At 71.1% G+C, this 20468-nt stretch carries 19 protein-coding genes and 2 pseudogenes; 15 read left to right on the top strand and 6 right to left on the bottom strand.

The features are described 5' to 3' along the window. The first annotated feature begins 94 nt into the window (after positions 1 to 94). The 3 genes from MKW14_RS25030 to MKW14_RS25020 all read left to right on the top strand — a co-directional run bounded on the left by MKW14_RS25030 (position 95) and on the right by MKW14_RS25020 (position 2715). Positions 95 to 1297, top strand: a complete 1203-nt coding sequence (locus MKW14_RS25030) for a sensor histidine kinase (protein ID WP_240865478.1) — start codon at positions 95 to 97, stop codon at positions 1295 to 1297. 64 nt (positions 1298 to 1361) lie between these two features. Next, positions 1362 to 2033, top strand: a complete 672-nt coding sequence (locus MKW14_RS25025; protein ID WP_240865477.1) for a response regulator transcription factor — start codon at positions 1362 to 1364, stop codon at positions 2031 to 2033. Positions 2034 to 2082: 49 nt separating this feature from the next. Beyond that, on the top strand, positions 2083 to 2715 hold the full coding sequence (locus MKW14_RS25020; protein ID WP_240865476.1) for an AAA family ATPase: 633 nt from the start codon (positions 2083 to 2085) through the stop codon (positions 2713 to 2715). Between the two features lie 9 nt (positions 2716 to 2724). Here MKW14_RS25020 and MKW14_RS25015 read toward each other — a convergent pair whose 3' ends face one another. Continuing rightward, entirely contained in the window at positions 2725 to 3828 is a 1104-nt protein-coding gene (locus tag MKW14_RS25015; RefSeq protein ID WP_240865475.1) for a DUF5937 family protein, read from the bottom strand. Between the two features lie 601 nt (positions 3829 to 4429). After that, positions 4430 to 5629 (bottom strand): threonine aldolase family protein, encoded by a 1200-nt coding sequence (locus tag MKW14_RS25010; RefSeq protein WP_240865474.1) that lies wholly within the window; start codon positions 5627 to 5629, stop codon positions 4430 to 4432. A gap of 186 nt (positions 5630 to 5815) precedes the next feature. Between MKW14_RS25010 and MKW14_RS25005 the strand changes: the two genes are divergently transcribed. The 10 genes from MKW14_RS25005 (at position 5816) to MKW14_RS24960 (ending at position 14159) form a co-directional block, all read left to right on the top strand. Continuing rightward, positions 5816 to 6745, top strand: coding sequence for a Rossmann-like and DUF2520 domain-containing protein (locus tag MKW14_RS25005; RefSeq protein WP_240865473.1), 930 nt, complete (start codon positions 5816 to 5818; stop codon positions 6743 to 6745). Next, entirely contained in the window at positions 6742 to 7794 is a 1053-nt protein-coding gene (gene panC, locus MKW14_RS25000) for a pantoate--beta-alanine ligase (protein ID WP_240865472.1), read from the top strand. Before MKW14_RS25005 ends, panC begins: the two co-directional genes overlap by 4 nt. Next, on the top strand, positions 7791 to 9515 hold the full coding sequence (locus tag MKW14_RS24995) for an L-aspartate oxidase (protein ID WP_240865471.1): 1725 nt from the start codon (positions 7791 to 7793) through the stop codon (positions 9513 to 9515). The genes panC and MKW14_RS24995 overlap by 4 nt, the downstream gene beginning before the upstream one ends. Positions 9516 to 9520: 5 nt before the next feature. Next, positions 9521 to 10498, top strand: a complete 978-nt coding sequence (nadC, locus tag MKW14_RS24990; protein ID WP_240865470.1) for a carboxylating nicotinate-nucleotide diphosphorylase — start codon at positions 9521 to 9523, stop codon at positions 10496 to 10498. A 9-nt stretch (positions 10499 to 10507) separates the two neighbouring features. Continuing rightward, positions 10508 to 11305, top strand: a complete 798-nt coding sequence (locus MKW14_RS24985) for a type III pantothenate kinase (protein ID WP_133044299.1) — start codon at positions 10508 to 10510, stop codon at positions 11303 to 11305. A gap of 118 nt (positions 11306 to 11423) precedes the next feature. Further along, positions 11424 to 12086, top strand: coding sequence for a hypothetical protein (locus tag MKW14_RS24980; RefSeq protein ID WP_240865659.1), 663 nt, complete (start codon positions 11424 to 11426; stop codon positions 12084 to 12086). Positions 12087 to 12282: 196 nt separating this feature from the next. Further along, positions 12283 to 12462, top strand: coding sequence for a hypothetical protein (locus MKW14_RS24975; RefSeq protein ID WP_240865468.1), 180 nt, complete (start codon positions 12283 to 12285; stop codon positions 12460 to 12462). A gap of 141 nt (positions 12463 to 12603) precedes the next feature. Beyond that, entirely contained in the window at positions 12604 to 13029 is a 426-nt protein-coding gene (locus tag MKW14_RS24970; RefSeq protein WP_276621708.1) for a BlaI/MecI/CopY family transcriptional regulator, read from the top strand. A 9-nt stretch (positions 13030 to 13038) separates the two neighbouring features. Then, the gene (locus MKW14_RS24965) at positions 13039 to 13581 is read left to right on the top strand and encodes an amino-acid N-acetyltransferase (protein WP_240865465.1); all 543 of its coding nucleotides are present in this window, start codon (positions 13039 to 13041) and stop codon (positions 13579 to 13581) included. A gap of 242 nt (positions 13582 to 13823) precedes the next feature. Continuing rightward, positions 13824 to 14159, top strand: coding sequence for a histone-like nucleoid-structuring protein Lsr2 (locus MKW14_RS24960; protein WP_240865463.1), 336 nt, complete (start codon positions 13824 to 13826; stop codon positions 14157 to 14159). On the opposite strand, the pseudogene MKW14_RS41810 reads toward MKW14_RS24960, so the two are convergent. Next, a pseudogene (locus MKW14_RS41810) lies at positions 14138 to 14377 on the bottom strand (SCO3374 family protein); the annotation flags it as partial. The gene MKW14_RS24960 and the pseudogene MKW14_RS41810 sit on opposite strands and share 22 nt — an antisense overlap. A 222-nt stretch (positions 14378 to 14599) precedes the next feature. Continuing rightward, positions 14600 to 15088: pseudogene (locus tag MKW14_RS41805) on the bottom strand (SCO3374 family protein); the annotation flags it as partial. Positions 15089 to 15520: 432 nt separating this feature from the next. On the opposite strand from MKW14_RS41805, the gene MKW14_RS24950 reads away from it, so the two are divergent. After that, complete coding sequence (locus MKW14_RS24950) at positions 15521 to 18046, top strand: ATP-dependent Clp protease ATP-binding subunit (protein ID WP_133044305.1); 2526 nt, start codon at positions 15521 to 15523, stop codon at positions 18044 to 18046. An 81-nt stretch (positions 18047 to 18127) separates the two neighbouring features. Here MKW14_RS24950 and MKW14_RS24945 read toward each other — a convergent pair whose 3' ends face one another. Further along, complete coding sequence (locus MKW14_RS24945) at positions 18128 to 18724, bottom strand: HAD family acid phosphatase (protein ID WP_240865461.1); 597 nt, start codon at positions 18722 to 18724, stop codon at positions 18128 to 18130. Between the two features lie 372 nt (positions 18725 to 19096). On the opposite strand from MKW14_RS24945, the gene MKW14_RS24940 reads away from it, so the two are divergent. Next, positions 19097 to 19813: a M23 family metallopeptidase gene (locus tag MKW14_RS24940; RefSeq protein WP_240865460.1), complete on the top strand. Its 717-nt coding sequence runs from the start codon at positions 19097 to 19099 to the stop codon at positions 19811 to 19813. Positions 19814 to 19842: 29 nt separating this feature from the next. Here MKW14_RS24940 and MKW14_RS24935 read toward each other — a convergent pair whose 3' ends face one another. Beyond that, on the bottom strand, positions 19843 to 20451 hold the full coding sequence (locus tag MKW14_RS24935; protein ID WP_240865459.1) for a TetR/AcrR family transcriptional regulator: 609 nt from the start codon (positions 20449 to 20451) through the stop codon (positions 19843 to 19845). Positions 20452 to 20468 lie beyond the last annotated feature (17 nt).

Raw genomic sequence — 20468 nt, 5'->3', positions numbered from 1 at the left:
AACACAGCCTCCACCTTGGGGAGTACGCGCGGCGGATGCGGATCGACCCTCCGGTTGACCCCTGCACGCATCCCGCTTCCCTACGCTGGGTTACGTGCAGCGCCTCTATGACTTCCTCCGCAGACACCCGACCGGGGTCGACTCCTTCTGGGCCGTCTTCCTGTTCGGCGTCTCTCTGGCGAGTGGAGCCGGCCATCGGGACACCCCGGGCACCGGGTCACCGGCCCTGATCGTTCCGATCGCGCTGCTGCTGTGCCTGGCGATCGCGCTGCGCCGGCGCATGCCGGAGAAGATGCTGCTGCTGATGATCGCCCTCGGCGTGGCGCAGCTCGCGCTGGACGTGGCGACGCAGGTCGCCGACTTCGCCATGCTGGTGATCGTCTACACCGTGGCCGTGATGGGCGCCCGCTGGGCCTCCCGGCTCGCCCTGGCCGTGGGGCTGTCGGCCGCGACCTTCGCGGAGTTCCGCTGGCCGGTCGAGCACTCCAGCACCCTCGGCCATGTGGCGATCGTGATCTTCCAGACGGTGCCGTTCGCGCTGGCCTGGGTGCTGGGCGACTCGATCCGCACGCGGCGTGCGTACTTCGCGCAGCTGGAGGAGCGCGCCGCCCGGCTGGAGAAGGAGCGCGAGGCGCAGGCCAAGGTCGCGGTCGCGGCCGAACGCGCCCGGATCGCACGCGAGCTGCACGACGTGGTCGCGCACAACGTGTCGGTGATGGTGGTGCAGGCCGACGGCGCCGCCTACGTCCTCGACGCCGCCCCCGACCAGGCCAAGAAGGCGCTGGAGACGATCTCCTCCACGGGCCGCCAGGCCCTCGCCGAGATGCGCCGCCTGCTGGGCGTGCTGCGCACCGGTGAGCACAAGGAGGTCGGCGAGTACGTCCCGCAGCCCGACGTCGAGCAGATCGACGAGCTGGTCGAGCAGTGCCGCACCTCCGGTCTGCCGGTCGACTTCAAGGTCGAGGGCACCCCGCGTCCGCTGCCCAGCGGCGTCGAGCTGACGGCGTACCGCATCGTGCAGGAGGCGCTGACCAACACCCGCAAGCACGGCGGGCCCAACGCGGGCGCGAGCGTGCGGCTGGTCTACTTCGACGACGGGCTCGGGCTGCTCGTCGAGGACGACGGCAAGGGCGCCCCGCACGAGCTGTACGAGGAGGGCGGCGCCGACGGACAGGGCCACGGCTTGATCGGGATGCGCGAGCGGGTCGGGATGGTCGGTGGAACCCTGGACGCCGGCCCGCGCCCGGGCGGAGGATTCCGCATCAGTGCCCTGCTGCCGCTCAAACCGGCGCACTGACGTTTTCGCACGCCCCCTGTTGACACCTGTAACACTGCTGAAGACGGACACGGAAGAGGCTTCGATGACGATCCGCGTGATGCTCGTCGACGACCAGGTGCTGCTGCGCACCGGGTTCCGGATGGTGCTCGCCGCACAGCCGGACATGGAGGTCGTCGCGGAGGCGGGGGACGGCGTCGAGGCCCTTCAGGTGCTGCGCTCGACGGCCGTGGACGTCGTCCTCATGGACGTCCGCATGCCCAAGCTGGACGGCGTGGAGACGACCCGCCGCGTCTGCTCGGAGCCGGACCCGCCGAAGGTGCTGATCCTGACCACCTTCGACCTCGACGAGTACGCCTTCTCCGGGCTCAAGGCGGGCGCGTCCGGCTTCATGCTCAAGGACGTGCCGCCCGGCGAACTCCTCGCCGCCATCCGCTCCGTGCACAGCGGTGACGCGGTGGTCGCGCCGTCGACCACGCGCCGGCTGCTCGACCGGTTCGCGCCGATGCTGCCGAACGCCGGGAAGGAGCCCCAGCACAAGGAACTGGAGCGGCTCACCGACCGCGAGCGCGAGGTCATGGTGCTGGTCGCGCAGGGCCTGTCCAACGGCGAGATCGCGGCCCGCCTGGTGCTCTCCGAGGCGACCGTGAAGACCCACGTGGGGCGCATCCTGACCAAGCTGGGCCTGAGGGACCGCGTGCAGGTGGTGGTCCTCGCGTACGAGACGGGGCTGGTGCGCGCGGGCGGGCACGGCTGATCCACGCACGCGTGACGCCCGCGTAACCGCCGCCCCCTAGGGTCTGCGCATGCTCCTGTGGATCAACGGCCCCTTCGGGGGCGGCAAGACGCAGACCGCGCACGAGCTCCAGCGGCGCCTGCGGGGCAGCGTGATCTGCGACCCCGAGCACGCCGGCTTCGGTCTGCGCCGGATGCTGCCGCCCGAACTGCGGGGCGACTTCCAGGACCTGACCGCCTGGCGGCAGGGCGTGGTCGAGGTGCTCGACCTGGCGCTGACCAAGCACGACGGCGTGGTGATCGCGCCCATGACGGTCACGGACCCGGGCCACTTCGCCGAGACGGTGGGCCGGCTGCGCGAACTCGGCCACGACGTACGGCACTTCGCCCTCCTCGCCCAGCGCGAGACTGTCCTGAAGCGGCTGCGGGAGCGCGGCTTCGGGCACCTCCTTCAGTACGTCGGCGGCAAGAACGCCGGCCTGGGCAGGGAGACCTGGGCGGTACGACAGCTCGACCACTGTCTGGAGCGACTGCGGGAGCCGGAGTTCGCCGAGCACCTGTGGACCGACCACTCGACCGTGCCGAAGACGGCGGACCGTATCGCCGTGCTCGCCGGACTGACGCTGCGGCCCAACAACGAGGGAGCGCTGCGGACACGGCTCCGGCAGGCGGGCGTGGGGATCCGGCACATCCGGTTCGACTGAGCCGGCCGCTCAGCGCAGGACGCCCTCCAGGAAGTCGCTGCCCAGCCGGGCCACGACCGCTATGTCCAACTGGTGCTGCACATAACGGCCCCGGCGGCGCGTGGTGATCAGACCCGCCTTCTTCAGCACGCCCAGGTGACGGGATATCTCCGGGGCCGTCATGCCGTGCGCCTGGGCCAGCTCGCTGGTGGTGTAGGCGCTGCGGGCCAGATAGCGGCAGATCCGCATCCGTACGGGGTGGGACAGTGCGGTCATCCGCAGGGCGAGCTGCTCGACCGAGGGCGGGGCGGCGAGCTCCGGGGAGCCGACCGGGTAGTGCAGCACCGGCTGCCAGCCGGGCCGGTACAGGACGGACAGATGGGGCCGGCCGAGGCAGGTCGGGACGAGCAGCAGGGTGCCGTCCTCGGTGGCCGTGCGCCCCACGCTCAGCTTGTCGACCGTGATCCGCTCGCCGCCCTCGTCGAGCGTGACGGCCGGCGACACGGCGGTCAGCGCCTCCGCGAGGCCCTTGCGGCGCAGCAGGTCGGTCTTGTGGCGGGCGTCCGCGGTGAGCTGGTGGCGCAGCCGGGACCAGGTCTCGGCGAAGAACGCCTCGTCGCAGTCCTCGAGGAACTGACGCAACCAGGCCCTGATTCCGGGCGGGTCGGACAGCAGCAGCTCGGTGAACCGCTGCTGGCGCGGACCCCGCGCGGCGGCCAGCTCCAGGGCGCGCCGGGCCAGCTCGGCGTCGACGAGCCAGCCGGGCCCGACGCCGTAGGACGTCGCGCAGCTGAACTCCAGCGCGGCGTCGACGAACTGCTCGTCCGTGAGCTTGTCCAGCAGGTCCAGTTCCTCGGCGAGCGTGGGCCCGGGCAGGGCGGTACCGCCGGGGATGCCCGCGTACGGCAGGAACAGGTCCGAGAACGTCGTCGTCCACAGGAAGTCCGCCTCGCACATCCGGTCGGCCAGATGCGGATCCAGGCCGGCCGTGACGCCCGTCACCCAGCCCTGCAGGCCCGGGTGGTGGCCCGGCTCGGACAGCGTGTGCAGCGCCATGCCGAGCTCGGCCAACGGGGAGGGCACGACGGCGACCCTCTCCGGCCGCAGCCCCGCGATGTCGATCCGCACGCTCATGCCCTCATGGTGCACCCCACCACTGACAAGGCCGTCGCCGATTGACGACGCCCGTCAATCGAGGGCCCGCCCCGGGACACTGGGCCCCTGGCAGACAGCGACGCACTCCGCGCCAGCCGCCGTCACGACAGCGGAGGGCTCGTTACTGCGCCCCAGGCGCCCCGCATAGACAGGCGGCGAACTCCGCAACGGCTGCCGTCACGAGAGTCGAGAGCCGTCACCGTGCCCCGGCGTCCCGGGCAGGGGGCGGTGGACTCCGCGACGGCTGCCTTTCCGTCGGTCGCTCACGTCAATCGTGGCCTGTCACGGTGCCCTGGCGTCCCGGGCAGGGGGCGGTGGACTCCGCGACGGCTGCCTTTCCGTCGGTCGGGGGTCCGTCGCTGTGCCCTGGGCGCTCCGGGTAGGCGGGCGGCGAACTCCGCGACGGCTGCCGTCACGAGAGTCGAGAGCCGTCACGGTGCCCTGGCGTCCCGGGCAGGGGGCGGTGGACTCCGCGACGGCAGCCTTTCCGTCAGTCGGGGGTCCGTCGCTGTGCCCCGGCGTCCCGGGTAGGCGGGCGGTGAATTCCGCGACGGCTGCCTTCACGTCAGTCGGGGGCCCGTCACGGTGCCCCGGGTGGACCGGGCAGGCGGGCGGTGAATTCCCCGACGGCTGCCTTCACGTCGTCGGTCGTCCACTCCAGGCCGGCGGCGCGTACCCCGACCTCGGTGACCGACAGGCCCGGGCCCTTCTCGTCCCAGGAGTCGGCGAACAGCAGCGTGCCCGTCTCCTCGCCCTGCCGGATCGCCGCCTCCGAGACGACGTCGACGTCGTAGGGCAGCCAGACCTGGAAGTCGTGCGTGTGCGGCCGTTCCGGGTGGACGCGCGCCCACGGCACCCCGGCCGCCGCGAAACCCTCGCGCAGCGCCTCGGCCACCACGCGCGCGTGGGCGACGTAATCGGGCAGCCGGGGAAGTTCCCGCTCCAGGCCGGCGAGCGCGGACAGGGCCGTCGGGAACTGCTGGAAGACCTGGCCGCCGTACCGGTGGCGCCAGATCTTCGCCTCGTCGGTCAGCGTCCTCGGACCGGCGAGCGCGGCTCCGCCGAGGCCGCCGAGGGACTTGTAGAACGACACGTAGACGCTGTCCGCCAGGCCCGCGATCTCGTCCAGGGGGCGGCCGAAGTGGACGGTGGACTCCCACAGGCGCGCGCCGTCGAAGTGCACCACCGCGTCGCGCTCGCGCGCCGCCTCCACCACCTCGGTGAGCTCCTCCCAGGAGGGCAGCACGAAACCGGCGTCCCTGAGGGGCAGTTCGAGCATCAGCGTGCCGAAGGGCTCCGCGAGCTCGCGTACCTCGTCGGCTCTCGGCAGCCGGGGCTCGCTCGTCACGCGGACCGGACGCAGACCGCTGACCTGGCTGAACGCGTCCCGCTCGTGCACCTCGGGGTGGGCGAGGGCGTGCAGGGCGACGGCGGGGTTGCCGGTGCGGCCCGCCCAGCAGCGCAGGGCCACCTGCTGGGCCATCGTGCCCGTCGGGAAGAACGCGGCGGCCTCGGTGCCGAGCAGTTCGGCGACCTTCCGCTCCAGGGCCTCGACGACCCCGTCGCCGTAGATGTCCGCCGGCTCGTCCAGGTCGTAGACGTCGTCGAGGCCGTCCAGCAGCGCCAGACGCTCGCGGAGCGTGCCCAGGAATCCGGGGCGCGCGAGCACATGCTTGGCGCCCCGGTACGCGCTGATGCGCCGTTCGCGCCGGCGCCTGCGCCGCTCCTCGTCGGTCACCGGCTCCTCCGGACGTTCCGTCTGCTCCGCCGCATCGCTCATGGCCGGGATCATGCCCGCCCGGAATCCGCGCGGCACCCGGATTTCCACGGGCCCTCGCCGGGACGGGCGCGGTGTGCGGTAACCCACAGCCTGTGGACGACCGGCCGCCCCTCGGACGGATAGCGTTAACATGACGAGAAATCGTCCGGTACCCGGAGCGGACTGGAACGGGAAGGCCACCGTCGCGTGAGTACAAGCCAACAGCCAGACCCCAGGGACCGCCCCGCGCGGCTCACCGTCGGCGTCGTCGGCGCCGGCCGTGTGGGCCCCGCGCTGGCCGCGTCCCTCCAGCTCGCCGGGCACCGCCCGGTGGCCGTCTCCGGGGTCTCCACCGCCTCCCGCAGGCGGGCCGCGCAGCTGCTCCCCGACGTGCCGCTCGTCCCGCCCGCCGAGGTGCTGGAGCGCGCCGACCTGGTCCTGCTCACGGTCCCGGACGACACCCTGCCCGGACTGGTCGAGGGTCTCGCCGAGACCGGGGCCGTACGACCGGGCCAGCTGCTCGTGCACACCTCCGGGCGGTACGGCGCCAAGGTCCTCGATCCCGCCCTGCGCGCGGGCGCGCTTCCGCTGGCCCTGCACCCCGCCATGACCTTCACCGGCACGCCCGTGGACGTCCAGCGGCTGGCCGGCTGCTCCTTCGGGGTCACCGCGCCCGACGAGCTGCGGCTGGCCGCCGAGGCCCTGGTGATCGAGATGGGCGGCGAGCCGGAGTGGATCGCCGAGGAGATGCGCCCGCTCTACCACGCGGCCCTCGCGCTGGGCGCCAACCACCTGGTCACGCTGGTCGCCCAGTCGATGGAGCTGCTGCGCGCGGCCGGTGTCGAGGCGCCCGACCGGATGCTCGGCCCGCTGCTCGGCGCCGCCCTCGACAACGCCCTGCGCTCCGGTGACGCGGCCCTGACCGGCCCGGTCGCGCGCGGGGACGCGGGCACGGTCGCCGCGCACGTCGAGGAGCTGCGCCGGCACGCCCCGCAGGCCGTCGCCGGCTACCTGGCGATGGCCCGCGCGACCGCCGACCGGGCGCTCGCCCACGGGCTGCTGAAGCCGGAACTCGCCGAGGACCTCCTCGGTGTACTCGCCGACGGGACCAACGGCGCCGAGGGAGAGGCCCGATGACCACCACCCTGCTGAGCACCGCGGCCGAACTCCACGCACGCGCGCGTGCCGGACGCCGCGTCGTCGTGATGACCATGGGCGCCCTGCACGAGGGCCACGCCACCCTGATCCGCACCGCGCGCGAGATCGCCGGGACGGACGGCGAGGTCGTCGTCACCGTCTTCGTCAACCCGCTGCAGTTCGGCAAGGGCGAGGACCTCGACCGCTATCCGCGCACCCTGGACGCCGACGTGAAGCTCGCCGGACAGTCCGGCGCGGACGTAGTGTTCGCCCCCGCCGTGGACGAGGTCTACCCGGGCGGCGAGCCCCAGGTGCGGATCAGCGCGGGCCCCATGGGGGAGCGCCTGGAGGGCGCCTCCCGCCCCGGCCACTTCGACGGCATGCTCACCGTCGTCGCCAAGCTGCTGCACCTCACCCGCCCCGACGTCGCCCTGTACGGCCAGAAGGACGCCCAGCAGCTCGCCCTGATCCGCCGCATGGTGCGCGACCTGAACTTCGGCGTCGAGATCGTCGGCGTGCCCACGGTGCGCGAGGAGGACGGCCTCGCCCTGTCCAGCCGCAACCGCTACCTGTCGCCCGCCGAGCGGCGCACGGCGCTCACGCTGTCCCGCGCGCTGTTCGCGGGCCGCGACCGGCACGCGGCGCAGGAGGCGCTGCGCGCCCGCGCACGCGAGGTGCCCGCCACGCACGCGCGTGCCGAAGCCCTCAGCGCCATAGGGGAGTCCCGCGCCGCGGCCGACGCGCACGCCGTCGCGAAGTCCCTCCCGTCCTCCGCCACCGCCCCGGGTGCGGACGCCGCGCGGGGCACCTCCTACGGCGCCCCGTCCGCCGTCCGCGCGGCCGCCCGGCTGGTCCTCGACGACGCCGCGCGTCTGTCGCCGCCGCTCGAACTGGACTACCTCGCCCTCGTCGACCCCGCCGACTTCACCGAGATCGGGGACGACTTCACCGGCGAGGCCGTCCTCGCCGTCGCCGCCCGGGTCGGGACGACCCGGCTGATCGACAACCTCCCTCTCACCTTCGGGAAAACCTTCGGAGCCGCCTCGTGACCAGCACAGGCATACGACTGCACGCGCCCGCACCGGGCTGGGCCATCTCCGCCGACGTGGTGGTCGTCGGCTCCGGGGTCGCCGGCCTGACCGCGGCCCTGCGCTGCGAGGCCGCCGGCCTGAACACGGTCGTCGTCACCAAGGCCCGTCTCGACGACGGCTCCACCCGCTGGGCGCAGGGCGGCGTCGCCGCGGCCCTCGGCGAGGGCGACACCCCCGAACAGCACCTGGACGACACCCTGGTGGCCGGCGCGGGCCTGTGCGACGAGGAGGCCGTACGGATCCTCGTCACGGAGGGCCCCGACGCCGTACGCCGTCTCATCGCGACCGGCGCGCACTTCGACGAGTCCGAGGCCGGCGACCTGGCGCTGACACGCGAGGGCGGTCACCACCGCCGCCGTATCGCGCACGCCGGCGGAGACGCGACCGGCGCGGAGATCTCCCGGGCGCTCGTCGAGGCGGTACGCGCGCGTGGGCTGCGCACGATCGAGAACGCGCTCGTGCTGGACCTGCTGACGGACGCCGACGGCCGTACGGCGGGCGTGAGCCTGCACGTGATGGGCGAGGGCCAGCACGACGGCGTGGGCGCCGTGCACGCCCCCGCGGTCGTGCTCGCGACCGGCGGCATGGGCCAGGTCTTCTCGGCGACCACCAACCCGTCGGTCTCCACCGGCGACGGCGTGGCGCTCGCCCTGCGCGCGGGCGCCGAGGTCAGCGACCTGGAGTTCGTGCAGTTCCACCCGACCGTGCTGTTCCTCGGCCCGGACGCCGAGGGCCAGCAGCCCCTGGTCTCCGAGGCCGTGCGCGGCGAGGGCGCGCACCTGGTCGACGCCGACGGGGTGCGCTTCATGGTGGGGCAGCACGAACTGGCCGAGCTCGCGCCCCGGGACATCGTCGCCAAGGGCATCATGCGCCGTATGCAGGAGCGGGACGCCGAGCACATGTTCCTCGACGCCCGGCACTTCGGCGCCGACATGTGGGAGCACCGCTTCCCGACCATCCTCGCCGCCTGTCGCGCCCACGGCATCGACCCGGTCACCGACCCCATCCCGATCGCCCCGGCCGCCCACTACGCCTCCGGCGGCGTGCGCACCGACTCCCGGGGCCGTACGACCGTCCCGGGTCTGTACGCGTGCGGCGAGGTCGCCTGCACCGGCGTGCACGGCGCCAACCGGCTCGCCTCCAACTCCCTCCTGGAAGGCCTCGTCTACGCCGAGCGCATCGCCGCCGACATCGCGGCGGCCCACGCGGACGACGGCCTCCACGCGCGCGTGCCCGAACCCGTCGACCGCCCGGAGAAGCCCGCGCACCCGCTCCTCGCCCCGGAGGCCCGGTTCGCGATCCAGCGGATCATGACCGACGGCGCGGGCGTCCTGCGCTCGGCCGACTCCCTCGCCAAGGCCGCCGACCAGCTCCAGCAGCTGCACACCGAAGCCCGCGACGCCCTTGACGAGAACGGCAAGACCGCCGAGCCCGGCGTCGACACCTGGGAGGCCACCAACCTCCTGTGCGTCGCCCGCGTCCTGGTCGCCGCGGCCCGCCTGCGCGAGGAGACGCGCGGCTGCCACTGGCGCGAGGACCACGCCGACCGCGACGACACGGCATGGCGCCGGCACATCGTCGTACGGCTGAATCCGGACCGCACACTCGCCGTGCACACCACCGATACCGCAGACTTCCCCCCGACCCAGCAGCCACAGCAGCGCCTCCAGGAGCAGTGACAGAAGTGAGCACCCCCGACCTCCCCCTCGTGTCGAACGGCGGCTGCGGCGACGGCTGTGCCTGCGGCGCCGACACCGACGCCGAATACCTGGAGTGCGGCCTCGACCCCGCGCTCGCCCAGCTCCTGGCCGACGCCGGACTCGACCCCGTGGAGGTCGAGGACATCGCCAACGTCGCCATCCAGGAGGACCTCGACCACGGCGTGGACGTGACCACGGTGGCGACCATCCCCGAGGACGCCGTCGCCACCGGCGACTTCACCGCGCGCGAGGCGGGTGTCGTGGCGGGCCTCAGGGTCGCCGAGGCGGTGCTCTCCGTGGTGTGCACGGACGAGTTCGAGGTCGAGCGGCACGTCGAGGACGGCGACCGCGTGGAGGCCGGGCAGAAGCTGCTGTCGGTCACCACGCGCACGCGTGACCTGCTCACCGGCGAGCGCAGCGCGCTGAACCTCCTGTGCCGGCTGTCCGGCATCGCGACCGCCACGCGCGCGTGGGCGGACGTACTGGACGGTACGAGGACCAAGGTCCGCGACACCCGCAAGACGACTCCGGGGCTCCGCTCGCTGGAGAAGTTCGCCGTCCGCTGCGGCGGGGGCGTCAACCACCGGATGTCGCTGTCGGACGCGGCCCTCGTCAAGGACAACCACGTGGTCGCCGCCGGCGGGGTCGGGCAGGCCTTCAAGGCCGTACGGGAGGCCTTCCCGGACGTGCCGATCGAGGTCGAGGTCGACACCCTGCACCAGCTGCGCGAGGTCGTCGACGCGGGCGCCGACCTGATCCTGCTGGACAACTTCACGCCCGGCGAGTGCGAGGAGGCCGTCGCGATCGTGCACGGCCGCGCCGCGCTGGAGGCCTCCGGACGGCTCACCCTGGACAACGCCAAGGCCTACGCGGACACCGGCGTCGACTACCTCGCCGTCGGCGCCCTCACCCACTCCTCGCCGATCCTCGACATCGGTCTCGACCTGCGAGCGGCGGAGTAGGTACCGGCCATGCTGCTGACGATCGACGTGGGCAACACCCACACCGTCCTGGGCCTCTTCGACGGGGAGGACATCGTCGAGCACTGGCGCATCTCCACGGACGCGCGCCGCACGGCGGACGAACTGGCGGTGCTGCTGCAGGGCCTGATGGGGATGCACCCGCTGCTCGGCGACGAACTGGGCGACGGCATCGACGGCATCGCCATCTGCGCGACCGTCCCCTCCGTGCTGCACGAGCTGCGCGAGGTGACCCGGCGCTACTACGGCGACGTGCCGGCCGTGCTCGTGGAGCCGGGTGTGAAGACCGGGGTGCCGATCCTCACCGACAACCCCAAGGAGGTCGGCGCCGACCGCATCATCAACGCGGTCGCCGCCGTCGAGCTGTACGGGGGACCGGCGATCGTCGTCGACTTCGGTACGGCCACGACCTTCGACGCGGTCTCCGCGCGGGGGGAGTACATCGGCGGCGTGATCGCCCCCGGTATCGAGATCTCCGTCGAGGCGCTCGGCGTGCGGGGTGCGCAGCTGCGGAAGATCGAGGTGGCCAGACCCCGCAGCGTGATCGGCAAGAACACGGTCGAGGCGATGCAGTCCGGCATCATCTACGGCTTCGCCGGACAGGTCGACGGGGTCGTCAGCCGGATGGCCCGGGAGCTCGCGGACGACCCGGACGACGTGACCGTGATCGCGACCGGCGGACTGGCGCCGATGGTGCTCGGGGAGTCCTCGGTCATCGACGAGCACGAGCCCTGGCTGACGCTGGTCGGGCTGCGGCTGGTGTACGAGCGGAACGTGTCCCGGATGTGAGCCGCACAGGGGGAGCAACCGGGTGGCCCGGTCGCGCCACACCGCTCCCCTATGTCGGGTTTGTCTGATTAGCGCGTATCGTCGCCGCATGCCCACGCCATACGGATCCCGCGGCGGCATGGCGTTCGGCGCGGAGGAGCTGCGTGTGCTCCGCCGCGCCCTCGCCCTCGCCCTCCATCCCCGCCCCGCCTCAGCCGAGGACGTCCAGGACTGTCTCCGGCTCGCCGAGTCGCTCGACGAGGCGATGCACGAGGGGGCGAGGCTACGGGCCTTCCTGGTGGCCGATCTCGGCCGCTACCGCGCCGCGCTGCCCGGAACCGCCGCCGGCTACCTCACGCTCCTCGAGGAGGCGCTGGCCGCCGGTTACCGGCCGCAGCCCGACGATCTGGCCGCCCTGCGCGCACTGCGGGCCAATCCGGTCGCCGCGCTGCTCCTCGACCGCTGCCAGGTCCTCGCCGAACAGGACGTACGAGCCCGTCTGGCGCGCGGTACGGCCCGCACGGCCCCCGCGGCCGTCCCGGCCTCCCGCACGCGCCTGACGGCCCTCCCCGGCGGCCTCTCGGCCCACGCGGACCCCAGGACCGCCGCCCCGGTCGCCGACGCCGGCCAGGACCCGGCGCGGAAGCCCGAGAAGAAGCCGGCGCAGAAGCCGGCCCCCAAGCCCACTCCGGCCGCCCCGAAACCGACCCGCCCCATCCCCACCCCGGGCGAGGTCTTCCCCCGCCGCAAACCCACCCCCCCACCCCCGGCAAACCCCCCACACCAGCTCACCGCGGTCTGACCCCTGCGGCCCGGCAGATCCGCCTCGGCAGCTCGCCGCAGTCGCCCTGTTCCCTCCGCCCCGGCGGGCCCGCGGCAGCTCACCGCGGTCTGACCCTTTCGCCCCTGTCGACCCGACCAAGCGCCCCGTCGGCCCGTTCGGGCCGCTTGGTCGACCCCGGACCGGTTGTCCGGTGGGGGCTGGCTACTCTGGATTCATGGACTACGTCTCCGCGCTCGTGCCGCCGGTCGTCATGGCCGTGTTCTTCATCGGGCTGATCAGGGTGATCGTGAAGACCCAGGGCGGGGCCAACAAGGCCAAGGAGGACGCGGCGGTCGACGCGGCCATCGCGCGTGCGGAGGCCGCCCAGCAGGCCCCCGCCAAGACCGACGGCTGAGCGGCCCGCCCCCGCTTCCCCGGCGTACGGCTCGCACCTCAGAGTCGTACGCCCTTTTTGTTGCTGTTTGCCAGTGAAAGCGCACGTCCGGCACGCGAATGTGGAGTTCTCCCACTATTGTGCTGAGCTGTGCCTCGCCCATTGGGAGAACTCGAAGACGCGGTCATGACGCGGGTGTGGAAGTGGAACCGCCCGGTGACCGTTCGAGAAGTCCTGGAAGACCTTCAGCAGGAACGGTCCATCGCGTACACCACGGTGATGACCGTTTTGGACAATCTCCATCAGAAGGGCTGGGTGCGCCGTGAGGCGGAAGGCCGGGCCTATCGATATGAGGCGGTCTCCACCCGGGCCGCCTACGCCGCCGCCCTGATGAACGACGCCTGGTCCCAGAGTGACAACCCCGCGGCCGCTCTCGTCGCCTTCTTCGGGATGATGAGCGAGGAACAGCGCCAGGCCCTGCGAGACGCCGTACGGATCGTGCAAGGGCCCGAACAGCCGGCGGAAACACCCGAACCCCCGGATGGCGAGGAGAACCCCGGCTCCGCACCGGGCGACGACGGGCGATAGCGTCCGCTCATGTCAGCAGCAAGCCCCGAAGGCCCCGAAGTCAGCGCTAAAGCCATCACCGTCCGGCGGGCCCGTACCAGCGATGTCCCGGCCGTGCGCCGTCTCCTTGACGCCTACGTCCGCGGTGGCATCCTGCTCGACAAAGCGACCGTCACCCTTTACGAGGACATCCAGGAGTTCTGGGTCGCCGAACGCGACGACAACGCCGAGGTGGTCGGCTGCGGCGCGCTGCACGTGATGTGGGAAGACCTCGCGGAAGTGCGCACTCTCGCGGTGAAGCCCGGCCTGAAGGGCGCCGGCGTCGGCCACCAGTTGCTGGAGAAGTTGCTGCACACCGCGCGCTGGCTGGGCGTTCGCCGCGTTTTCTGCCTCACCTTCGAAGTGGACTTCTTCGGCAAGCACGGCTTCGTCGAGATCGGTGAGACACCGGTCGACACGGATGTCTACGCGGAGCTGTTGCGTTCCTATGACGAGGGCGTCGCGGAGTTCCTCGGTCTCGAACGGGTGAAACCCAACACCTTGGGCAACAGCCGGATGCTTCTGCATCTGTGATCACCGATCACTGCAGAGTATTCGACGGGCTTCGACGGCCACCCTTGCCCACGGTCCCTATGTCCGAAACGCGCATCTTCCCTGTCAGCCGGGGACTGCCCTCCCGCTGTCGAGGGGTTTGTGTTTTTCCGGCAAAAGCGGTTTGCTTTCCGACGTACTGCAGTACTGCATATAACAGGGGACGGCGAAACGGCGGACGCCGCAGACCCCCGGCCCTCAAGTTTTGGATGAAAGGAAATCCGGTGGCACAGAAGGTTCAGGTCCTTCTTGTCGACGACCTCGACGGCGGCGAGGCGGACGAGACCGTCACGTTCGCGTTGGACGGCAAGACGTACGAGATCGATCTCACGACCGCCAATGCGGACAAGCTTCGCGGCCTTCTCGAGCCTTACGTGAAGGGTGGTCGCCGTACCGGAGGCCGCTCCGCGGGTGGGCGTGGAAAGGCGCGCGCGACCTCCGGAGGCAGCCAGGACACCGCGCAGATCCGCGCGTGGGCCAAGGAGAACGGTTACGAGGTCAACGACCGCGGCCGTGTTCCGGCGTCCATTCGCGAGGCCTACGAGAAGGCCAACGCCTGATCACCGGCCCGGGAGGCTGCCGGCCGCGCGCACGCGCGTCGCAGCCACAGCCGGTGGCACTGCGTTGCCACCGTGTCCACGAGTCGTACGAGATCGGGGGCGCCCCCACCGCCCCCCAGGGCCGACAACGTCGGCAGCGAGGCCTCGACCTCGCACCCCGGCCCGGGGGGCCGCAGCCACACGGCGGCCCCCTGCAGGGAACCCACGCGGCCCGGCGGGAGCCGTAGGGCCTCCTCCGGGCGGAGAGCTTCTTCCCGGCGCAAGGCTGCTTCCGGGCGGAGAGCTTCTTCCCGGCGCAAGGCTGCTTCCGGGCGGAGAGCTTCTTCCCGGCGCAAGGCCGCTTCCGGGCGGAGAGCTTCTTCCCGGCGCAAGGCCGCTTCCGGGCGGAGAGCTTCTTCCCCGCGCAAGTTCGCCTCCGGGCGGAGAACCTCTTCCCGGCTCAAGGCCTCTCCCGGATGTAGGGCCTCCCCCCGCCGCGGGACTGCTCCGGGGCGTACCGCTTCGGGTGGCAGTGGCGCGTCCATGACTCCGCCCTCTCCGGTCGCCGTCAGGTCCAGCGCCAGTGGGCCCCACTCCAGCCACTCCAGGAGGCCCGGGAGTTCCTCCGCGCTGCCCGCGGCCACCAGCAGCCGCATCCTGTCGCCGCACACCGCGACCGGGGACGCCGGCGCGAGATGGCGCAGGCCCGCCCGGCCCGCCTCGGCAGGGACCTCCAGAACGTCGAAACGTTCCCCCACCCGCAGCCGCACCGGATGTCCTGGATTCTCCGGATCCGCGGGCACCGTCGGCCACCCCAGTTCGTTCTCGTACCACCGGCGGACATGATCGCCGGGAGCGTCGGCCGGATCGAGCGGCCGGCGAGGAAGCGGGACGATCGTGCGGTCCGTCGGGAGGGAGGGAGGTGTTGCCTGTGAGTGGCTGCCAACCATGTACATCGCAACCGCCGAATGGCCCAGGAAGTTACGCTGGGTGCTCTCGTGCATGCGCGGAGTGCCGGCAGAGGGGGCGTGCGGGGGTGCGGCTGAGCGCAAGGTTGTTCGCCCATAGCGGAGGGACGGGGGGCGTACGGCATGGAGTGTCAGTGCGAGCGGGTAAGACATCCCTAGTGGGAGGGGGCGACACGCAGGGCAGGACGTCTCACGTTCGCCATCGGCGTACTGATGGTGAGGGTAACTGCCTGGCCTGCGGGAACATCGTCTCGCACCATCGGGTTGGAGCAGATGTCGGCGTGAGCGGGGTCAGGAGGCCATCGACGGTGTCGGCAGTTGGAATGAGCGGTCCCCGCTTGCGGGACTAAGCTGCGGAAGGACAGGGAGGGGAAGTTCCCCCCACTGCCTGACCGCTCTGAGGAGCGATTAACGATGTTCGAGAGGTTCACCGACCGCGCGCGGCGGGTTGTCGTCCTGGCTCAGGAAGAAGCCCGGATGCTCAACCACAACTACATCGGCACCGAGCACATCCTCCTGGGCCTGATCCACGAGGGTGAGGGTGTCGCCGCCAAGGCCCTTGAGAGCCTCGGGATTTCGCTCGAGGCGGTCCGCCAGCAGGTGGAGGAGATCATCGGCCAGGGCCAGCAGGCCCCGTCCGGGCACATCCCCTTCACCCCCCGTGCCAAGAAGGTCCTGGAGCTGTCGCTCCGCGAGGCCCTTCAGCTGGGCCACAACTACATCGGCACGGAGCACATCCTGCTCGGCCTGATCCGTGAGGGCGAGGGCGTCGCCGCCCAGGTCCTGGTCAAGCTGGGCGCTGATCTCAACCGGGTGCGGCAGCAGGTCATCCAGCTGCTCTCCGGCTACCAGGGCAAGGAGACCGCCACCGCCGGCGGGCCTGCCGAGGGCACCCCCTCGACGTCCCTGGTCCTCGACCAGTTCGGCCGGAACCTCACCCAGGCCGCTCGTGAGTCCAAGCTCGACCCGGTCATCGGGCGCGAGAAGGAGATCGAGCGGGTCATGCAGGTGCTGTCCCGCCGTACCAAGAACAACCCGGTCCTGATCGGTGAGCCCGGCGTCGGCAAGACCGCCGTCGTCGAGGGCCTCGCCCAGGCCATCGTCAAGGGCGAGGTGCCCGAGACCCTCAAGGACAAGCACCTCTACACCCTGGACCTCGGCGCGCTGGTCGCCGGCTCCCGCTACCGCGGTGACTTCGAGGAGCGCCTGAAGAAGGTGCTCAAGGAGATCCGCACCCGCGGCGACATCATCCTGTTCATCGACGAGCTGCACACGCTGGTCGGTGCGGGTGCCGCCGAGGGCGCCATCGACGCCGCTTCGATCCTGAAGCCGATGCTGGCCCGCGGTGAGCTGCAGACCATCGGCGCCACCACGCTGGACGAGTACCGCAAGCACCTGGAGAAGGACGCGGCCCTGGAGCGCCGCTTCCAGCCCATCCAGGTCGCCGAGCCGTCCCTGCCGCACACGATCGAGATCCTCAAGGGTCTGCGCGACCGGTACGAGGCCCACCACCGCGTCTCCATCACGGACGAGGCGCTGGTCCAGGCGGCCACCCTGGCCGACCGCTACATCTCGGACCGCTTCCTGCCGGACAAGGCGATCGACCTGATCGACGAGGCCGGTTCCCGGATGCGCATCCGCCGGATGACGGCTCCGCCGGACCTGCGCGAGTTCGACGAGAAGATCGCGGGCGTGCGCCGCGACAAGGAGTCCGCGATCGACTCGCAGGACTTCGAGAAGGCCGCCTCCCTGCGCGACAAGGAGAAGCAGCTCCTGGCCGCCAAGGCCAAGCGGGAGAAGGAGTGGAAGGCCGGCGACATGGACGTCGTCGCCGAGGTCGACGGCGAGCTGATCGCCGAGGTCCTGGCGACCGCTACCGGCATCCCGGTCTTCAAGCTGACCGAGGAGGAGTCCTCGCGTCTGCTGCGCATGGAGGACGAGCTCCACAAGCGGGTCATCGGCCAGGTCGACGCCGTCAAGGCGCTGTCGAAGGCGATCCGTCGTACGCGCGCGGGTCTGAAGGATCCGAAGCGTCCCGGTGGTTCGTTCATCTTCGCCGGTCCGTCCGGTGTCGGTAAGACCGAGCTGTCCAAGGCGCTCGCCGAGTTCCTCTTCGGTGACGAGGACGCGCTGATCTCCCTCGACATGTCGGAGTTCAGCGAGAAGCACACGGTGTCGCGTCTCTTCGGTTCGCCCCCCGGCTACGTGGGTTACGAAGAGGGCGGCCAGCTGACCGAGAAGGTCCGCCGCAAGCCGTTCTCCGTCGTCCTCTTCGACGAGGTCGAGAAGGCCCACCCGGACATCTTCAACTCGCTGCTGCAGATCCTGGAGGACGGTCGTCTGACCGACTCCCAGGGCCGGGTCGTGGACTTCAAGAACACGGTCATCATCATGACGACCAACCTCGGCACCCGGGACATCTCCAAGGGCTTCAACCTGGGCTTCGCGGCCTCGGGTGACACGAAGACCAACTACGAGCGCATGAAGAACAAGGTCCAGGACGAGCTCAAGCAGCACTTCCGGCCCGAGTTCCTCAACCGCGTCGACGACGTGGTCGTCTTCCCGCAGCTGACCCAGACCGACATCCTCGCGATCGTCGACCTGATGATCAGCAAGGTGGACGAGCGCCTCAAGGACCGGGACATGGGCATCGAGCTCTCCCAGTCCGCCAAGGAGCTGCTCTCCCAGAAGGGTTACGACCCCGTGCTGGGTGCCCGGCCGCTGCGCCGCACCATCCAGCGCGAGATCGAGGACACCCTCTCGGAGAAGATCCTCTTCGGCGAGCTGCGCCCCGGTCACATCGTGGTCGTGGACACGGAGGGCGAGGGCGAGACCAAGACCTTCACCTTCCGCGGCGAGGAGAAGTCGGCCCTGCCGGACGTCCCGCCGATCGAGCAGGCGGCCGGCGGAGCCGGTCCGAACCTGAGCAAGGAGGCGTAAGCCTCACGGCGACGCCAAGAGGGGCCGGTGCCTTCGGGCACCGGCCCCTTCGTCATGCCTGTTCGTCATGCCTCCCCGCGGCTACGACAACTGGCCGTCGTAGTCCGGGAGTTTGAAGGTCTTGTCGGCGTGGCCGCCCGAGAGGTCGGTGGCGCTGTTGCCGATGTTGGCGATGATGTCGTAGCCCTTGTTCTCGATGTCGACGCGCTGGGCGGTCTTGTAGGCGGCGACGTCCTTGAAGAGGTCGAGGAAGCCGCGGACGTAGAGGCCGGAGACCTGGTAGCCGTCGTACTCGAGGTTGTACTCCGTGGGCGCGGCGATGATGCCGGGGCGGGCCGTGACGAAGAACAGGGAGACGCCGTGCTCCTGGGCGTACTTCGCGACGTTCAGGACCGGCTTGTTGGCCGGCTGCGGGTAGCTGAAGCCGAAGTCGGTCTCCAGCGTGGTGTTGTCGACGTCGAAGACGATCGCCTGCTTCTCGCCGGACGCGGCTGCGACGCGCTGCTGGATGTAGGGCAGTGCCTGGTCCATCACGGTCTGGCAGTCCTTCTGCCAGGTGGCGTAGTCGACCTGCGTGGTGCTCGTCGCCGCGTTGGCGGGAGCGGCCAGCGCCACCAGGGCCGAGGCGGAGACTGCGATGACGGCGGTGCGGCGCGCCCAGGGGCGTCGTCGTGTCATGGGGGGTCCTCTCGCGTCCGTATGTCGTTGTCCTGTGCATGTTCGAGGGCGAGGGTGGCGCGAGGGGAACCGTAGGGTTACTGGCTGGTAAGTGGCCAGAGACGTGCGTCACATGAGGCGAGGTTTTCCGTCGGGCCTTCTGGTGGCGGCCGGTGACATGAGGCACAGGCGATTTGTCCGTTACTAGGGCTGATAGTGGGATGTAGCCGCTTTCATGCCGGGACGGAATGGGATTTCCGCCGGCCATTACTAGAGAACGCCGTAGATGCCCTGTTTTGGGCTTTCTGGGGGTCCGGGTTACCAAGGGATGGCCCATCCGGCGGACGTCGTGCGCCGGGTGGTTTTCTCTGTCGCCGACCCCCCGAGGTTTCGATGTCCCTGCGTGTCCCGTTCCGTTCTTCCCGTACGTCCCCGCTGCGCACCCGCGCGGCCGTCCTGGCCGCCGGCCTCGGGGCGTCGGTCGTCCTGGGGGCCGGAGTCGCGGTCGCGGCCGACACCACGGCCGCCTCCAGTGCCGCGAGTGCCGTCCAGGCCCAGGCCGCCGCGCAGGCCAAGGCCGCCAAGGCAGCCGAGGCCGCCGCCGCCAAGGCCGCGGCCAAGCAGAAGGCCGCCGCCATCGCCAAGGCCAAGGCCGCCGCGGCCAAGAAGGCCGCCGCCGCGAAGAAGGCCGCCTCCTGGGTCCACCCGGTGCGCAAGTACACGCTCTCCGCGAAGTTCGCCCAGGCCGGCACCATGTGGCAGCACACCCACAGCGGGCAGGACTTCGCCGTCCCCAGCGGCACCGAAGTCGTCGCCGCGCACGGCGGCACCGTGGTCAAGGCCGGCGGCAACGGCGCCGGTGACGGACCCGCGTACGGCAACGCCATCGTGATCAAGCACGGCAACGGCACCTACTCGCAGTACGCCCACCTGTCCCGCATCGACGTCAGGGTCGGCCAGATCGTCCGCACCGGCCAGCACATAGCCCTGTCCGGCAGCACCGGCAACTCCACCGGCCCGCACCTGCACTTCGAGATCCGCAGGACCGCCAACTACGGTTCGGCGATCGACCCGGTGGCGTTCCTGCGCGCCCAGGGGCTCAGCCTCTGAGGGCACCCGAGGGCCCTGGGAAGGCGTCTCTAAGAGGCCTCCACCGCTGTCTGCATGCCCGCGTGGGCCTGGGCCACCAGGTCCCACGCGACCTCCAGGACCGCCTGGTTCTTCTCCTCGTCGGTGCCCGGCAGGTCGTTGAGCGCGAACATGCCGGCGTGCATCGTGAAGACCGCGCTGACGCAGCGGACCTGGTCCACGAGGGTGGCGTCCGGGTCGATGAGGATGTCCCGCATGCCCATCATGCGGTGGCGGAACGTCTCGCCGATGCGCAGTTCCTTCACCGCCGCCTGGTTCTCCTGCATGAAGCGGAAGAGCGGGCGGGCCTCGGACAGCGCCTCGTGATACCGGCGGACGATCTCCCGCTTGGTCTCCAGCGTGTGGGGCTCTCCCTTGCCCCACTCGATCAGGTCCTCGATGGGCTGGGAGAGGTCCTCGAAGATGCTGACGAGGATCTCTTCCTTCGTCTTGAAGTGGTAGTACAGCGCCGCCTTGGTGACGTCCAGGCGCTCGGCGATCTCGCGCAGCGAGGTCTTCTCGTAGCCCTGTTCGGCGAAGAGTTCGAGCGCCACGTCCTGGATGCGCTGGCGAGTGTCTCCGCGGCGCTGCCGCTTGGTGCCGTCCATCGTGCCGCCCATTGTCGCGCTCCTCACGC

The organism is Streptomyces gilvus, from assembly GCF_022513565.1.
Classification (GTDB): Bacteria; Actinomycetota; Actinomycetes; order Streptomycetales; family Streptomycetaceae; genus Streptomyces; species Streptomyces gilvus.
The sequence above is the reverse complement of the archived record's forward strand: the minus strand, read 5'-3'. Positions and strand labels throughout refer to the sequence as shown.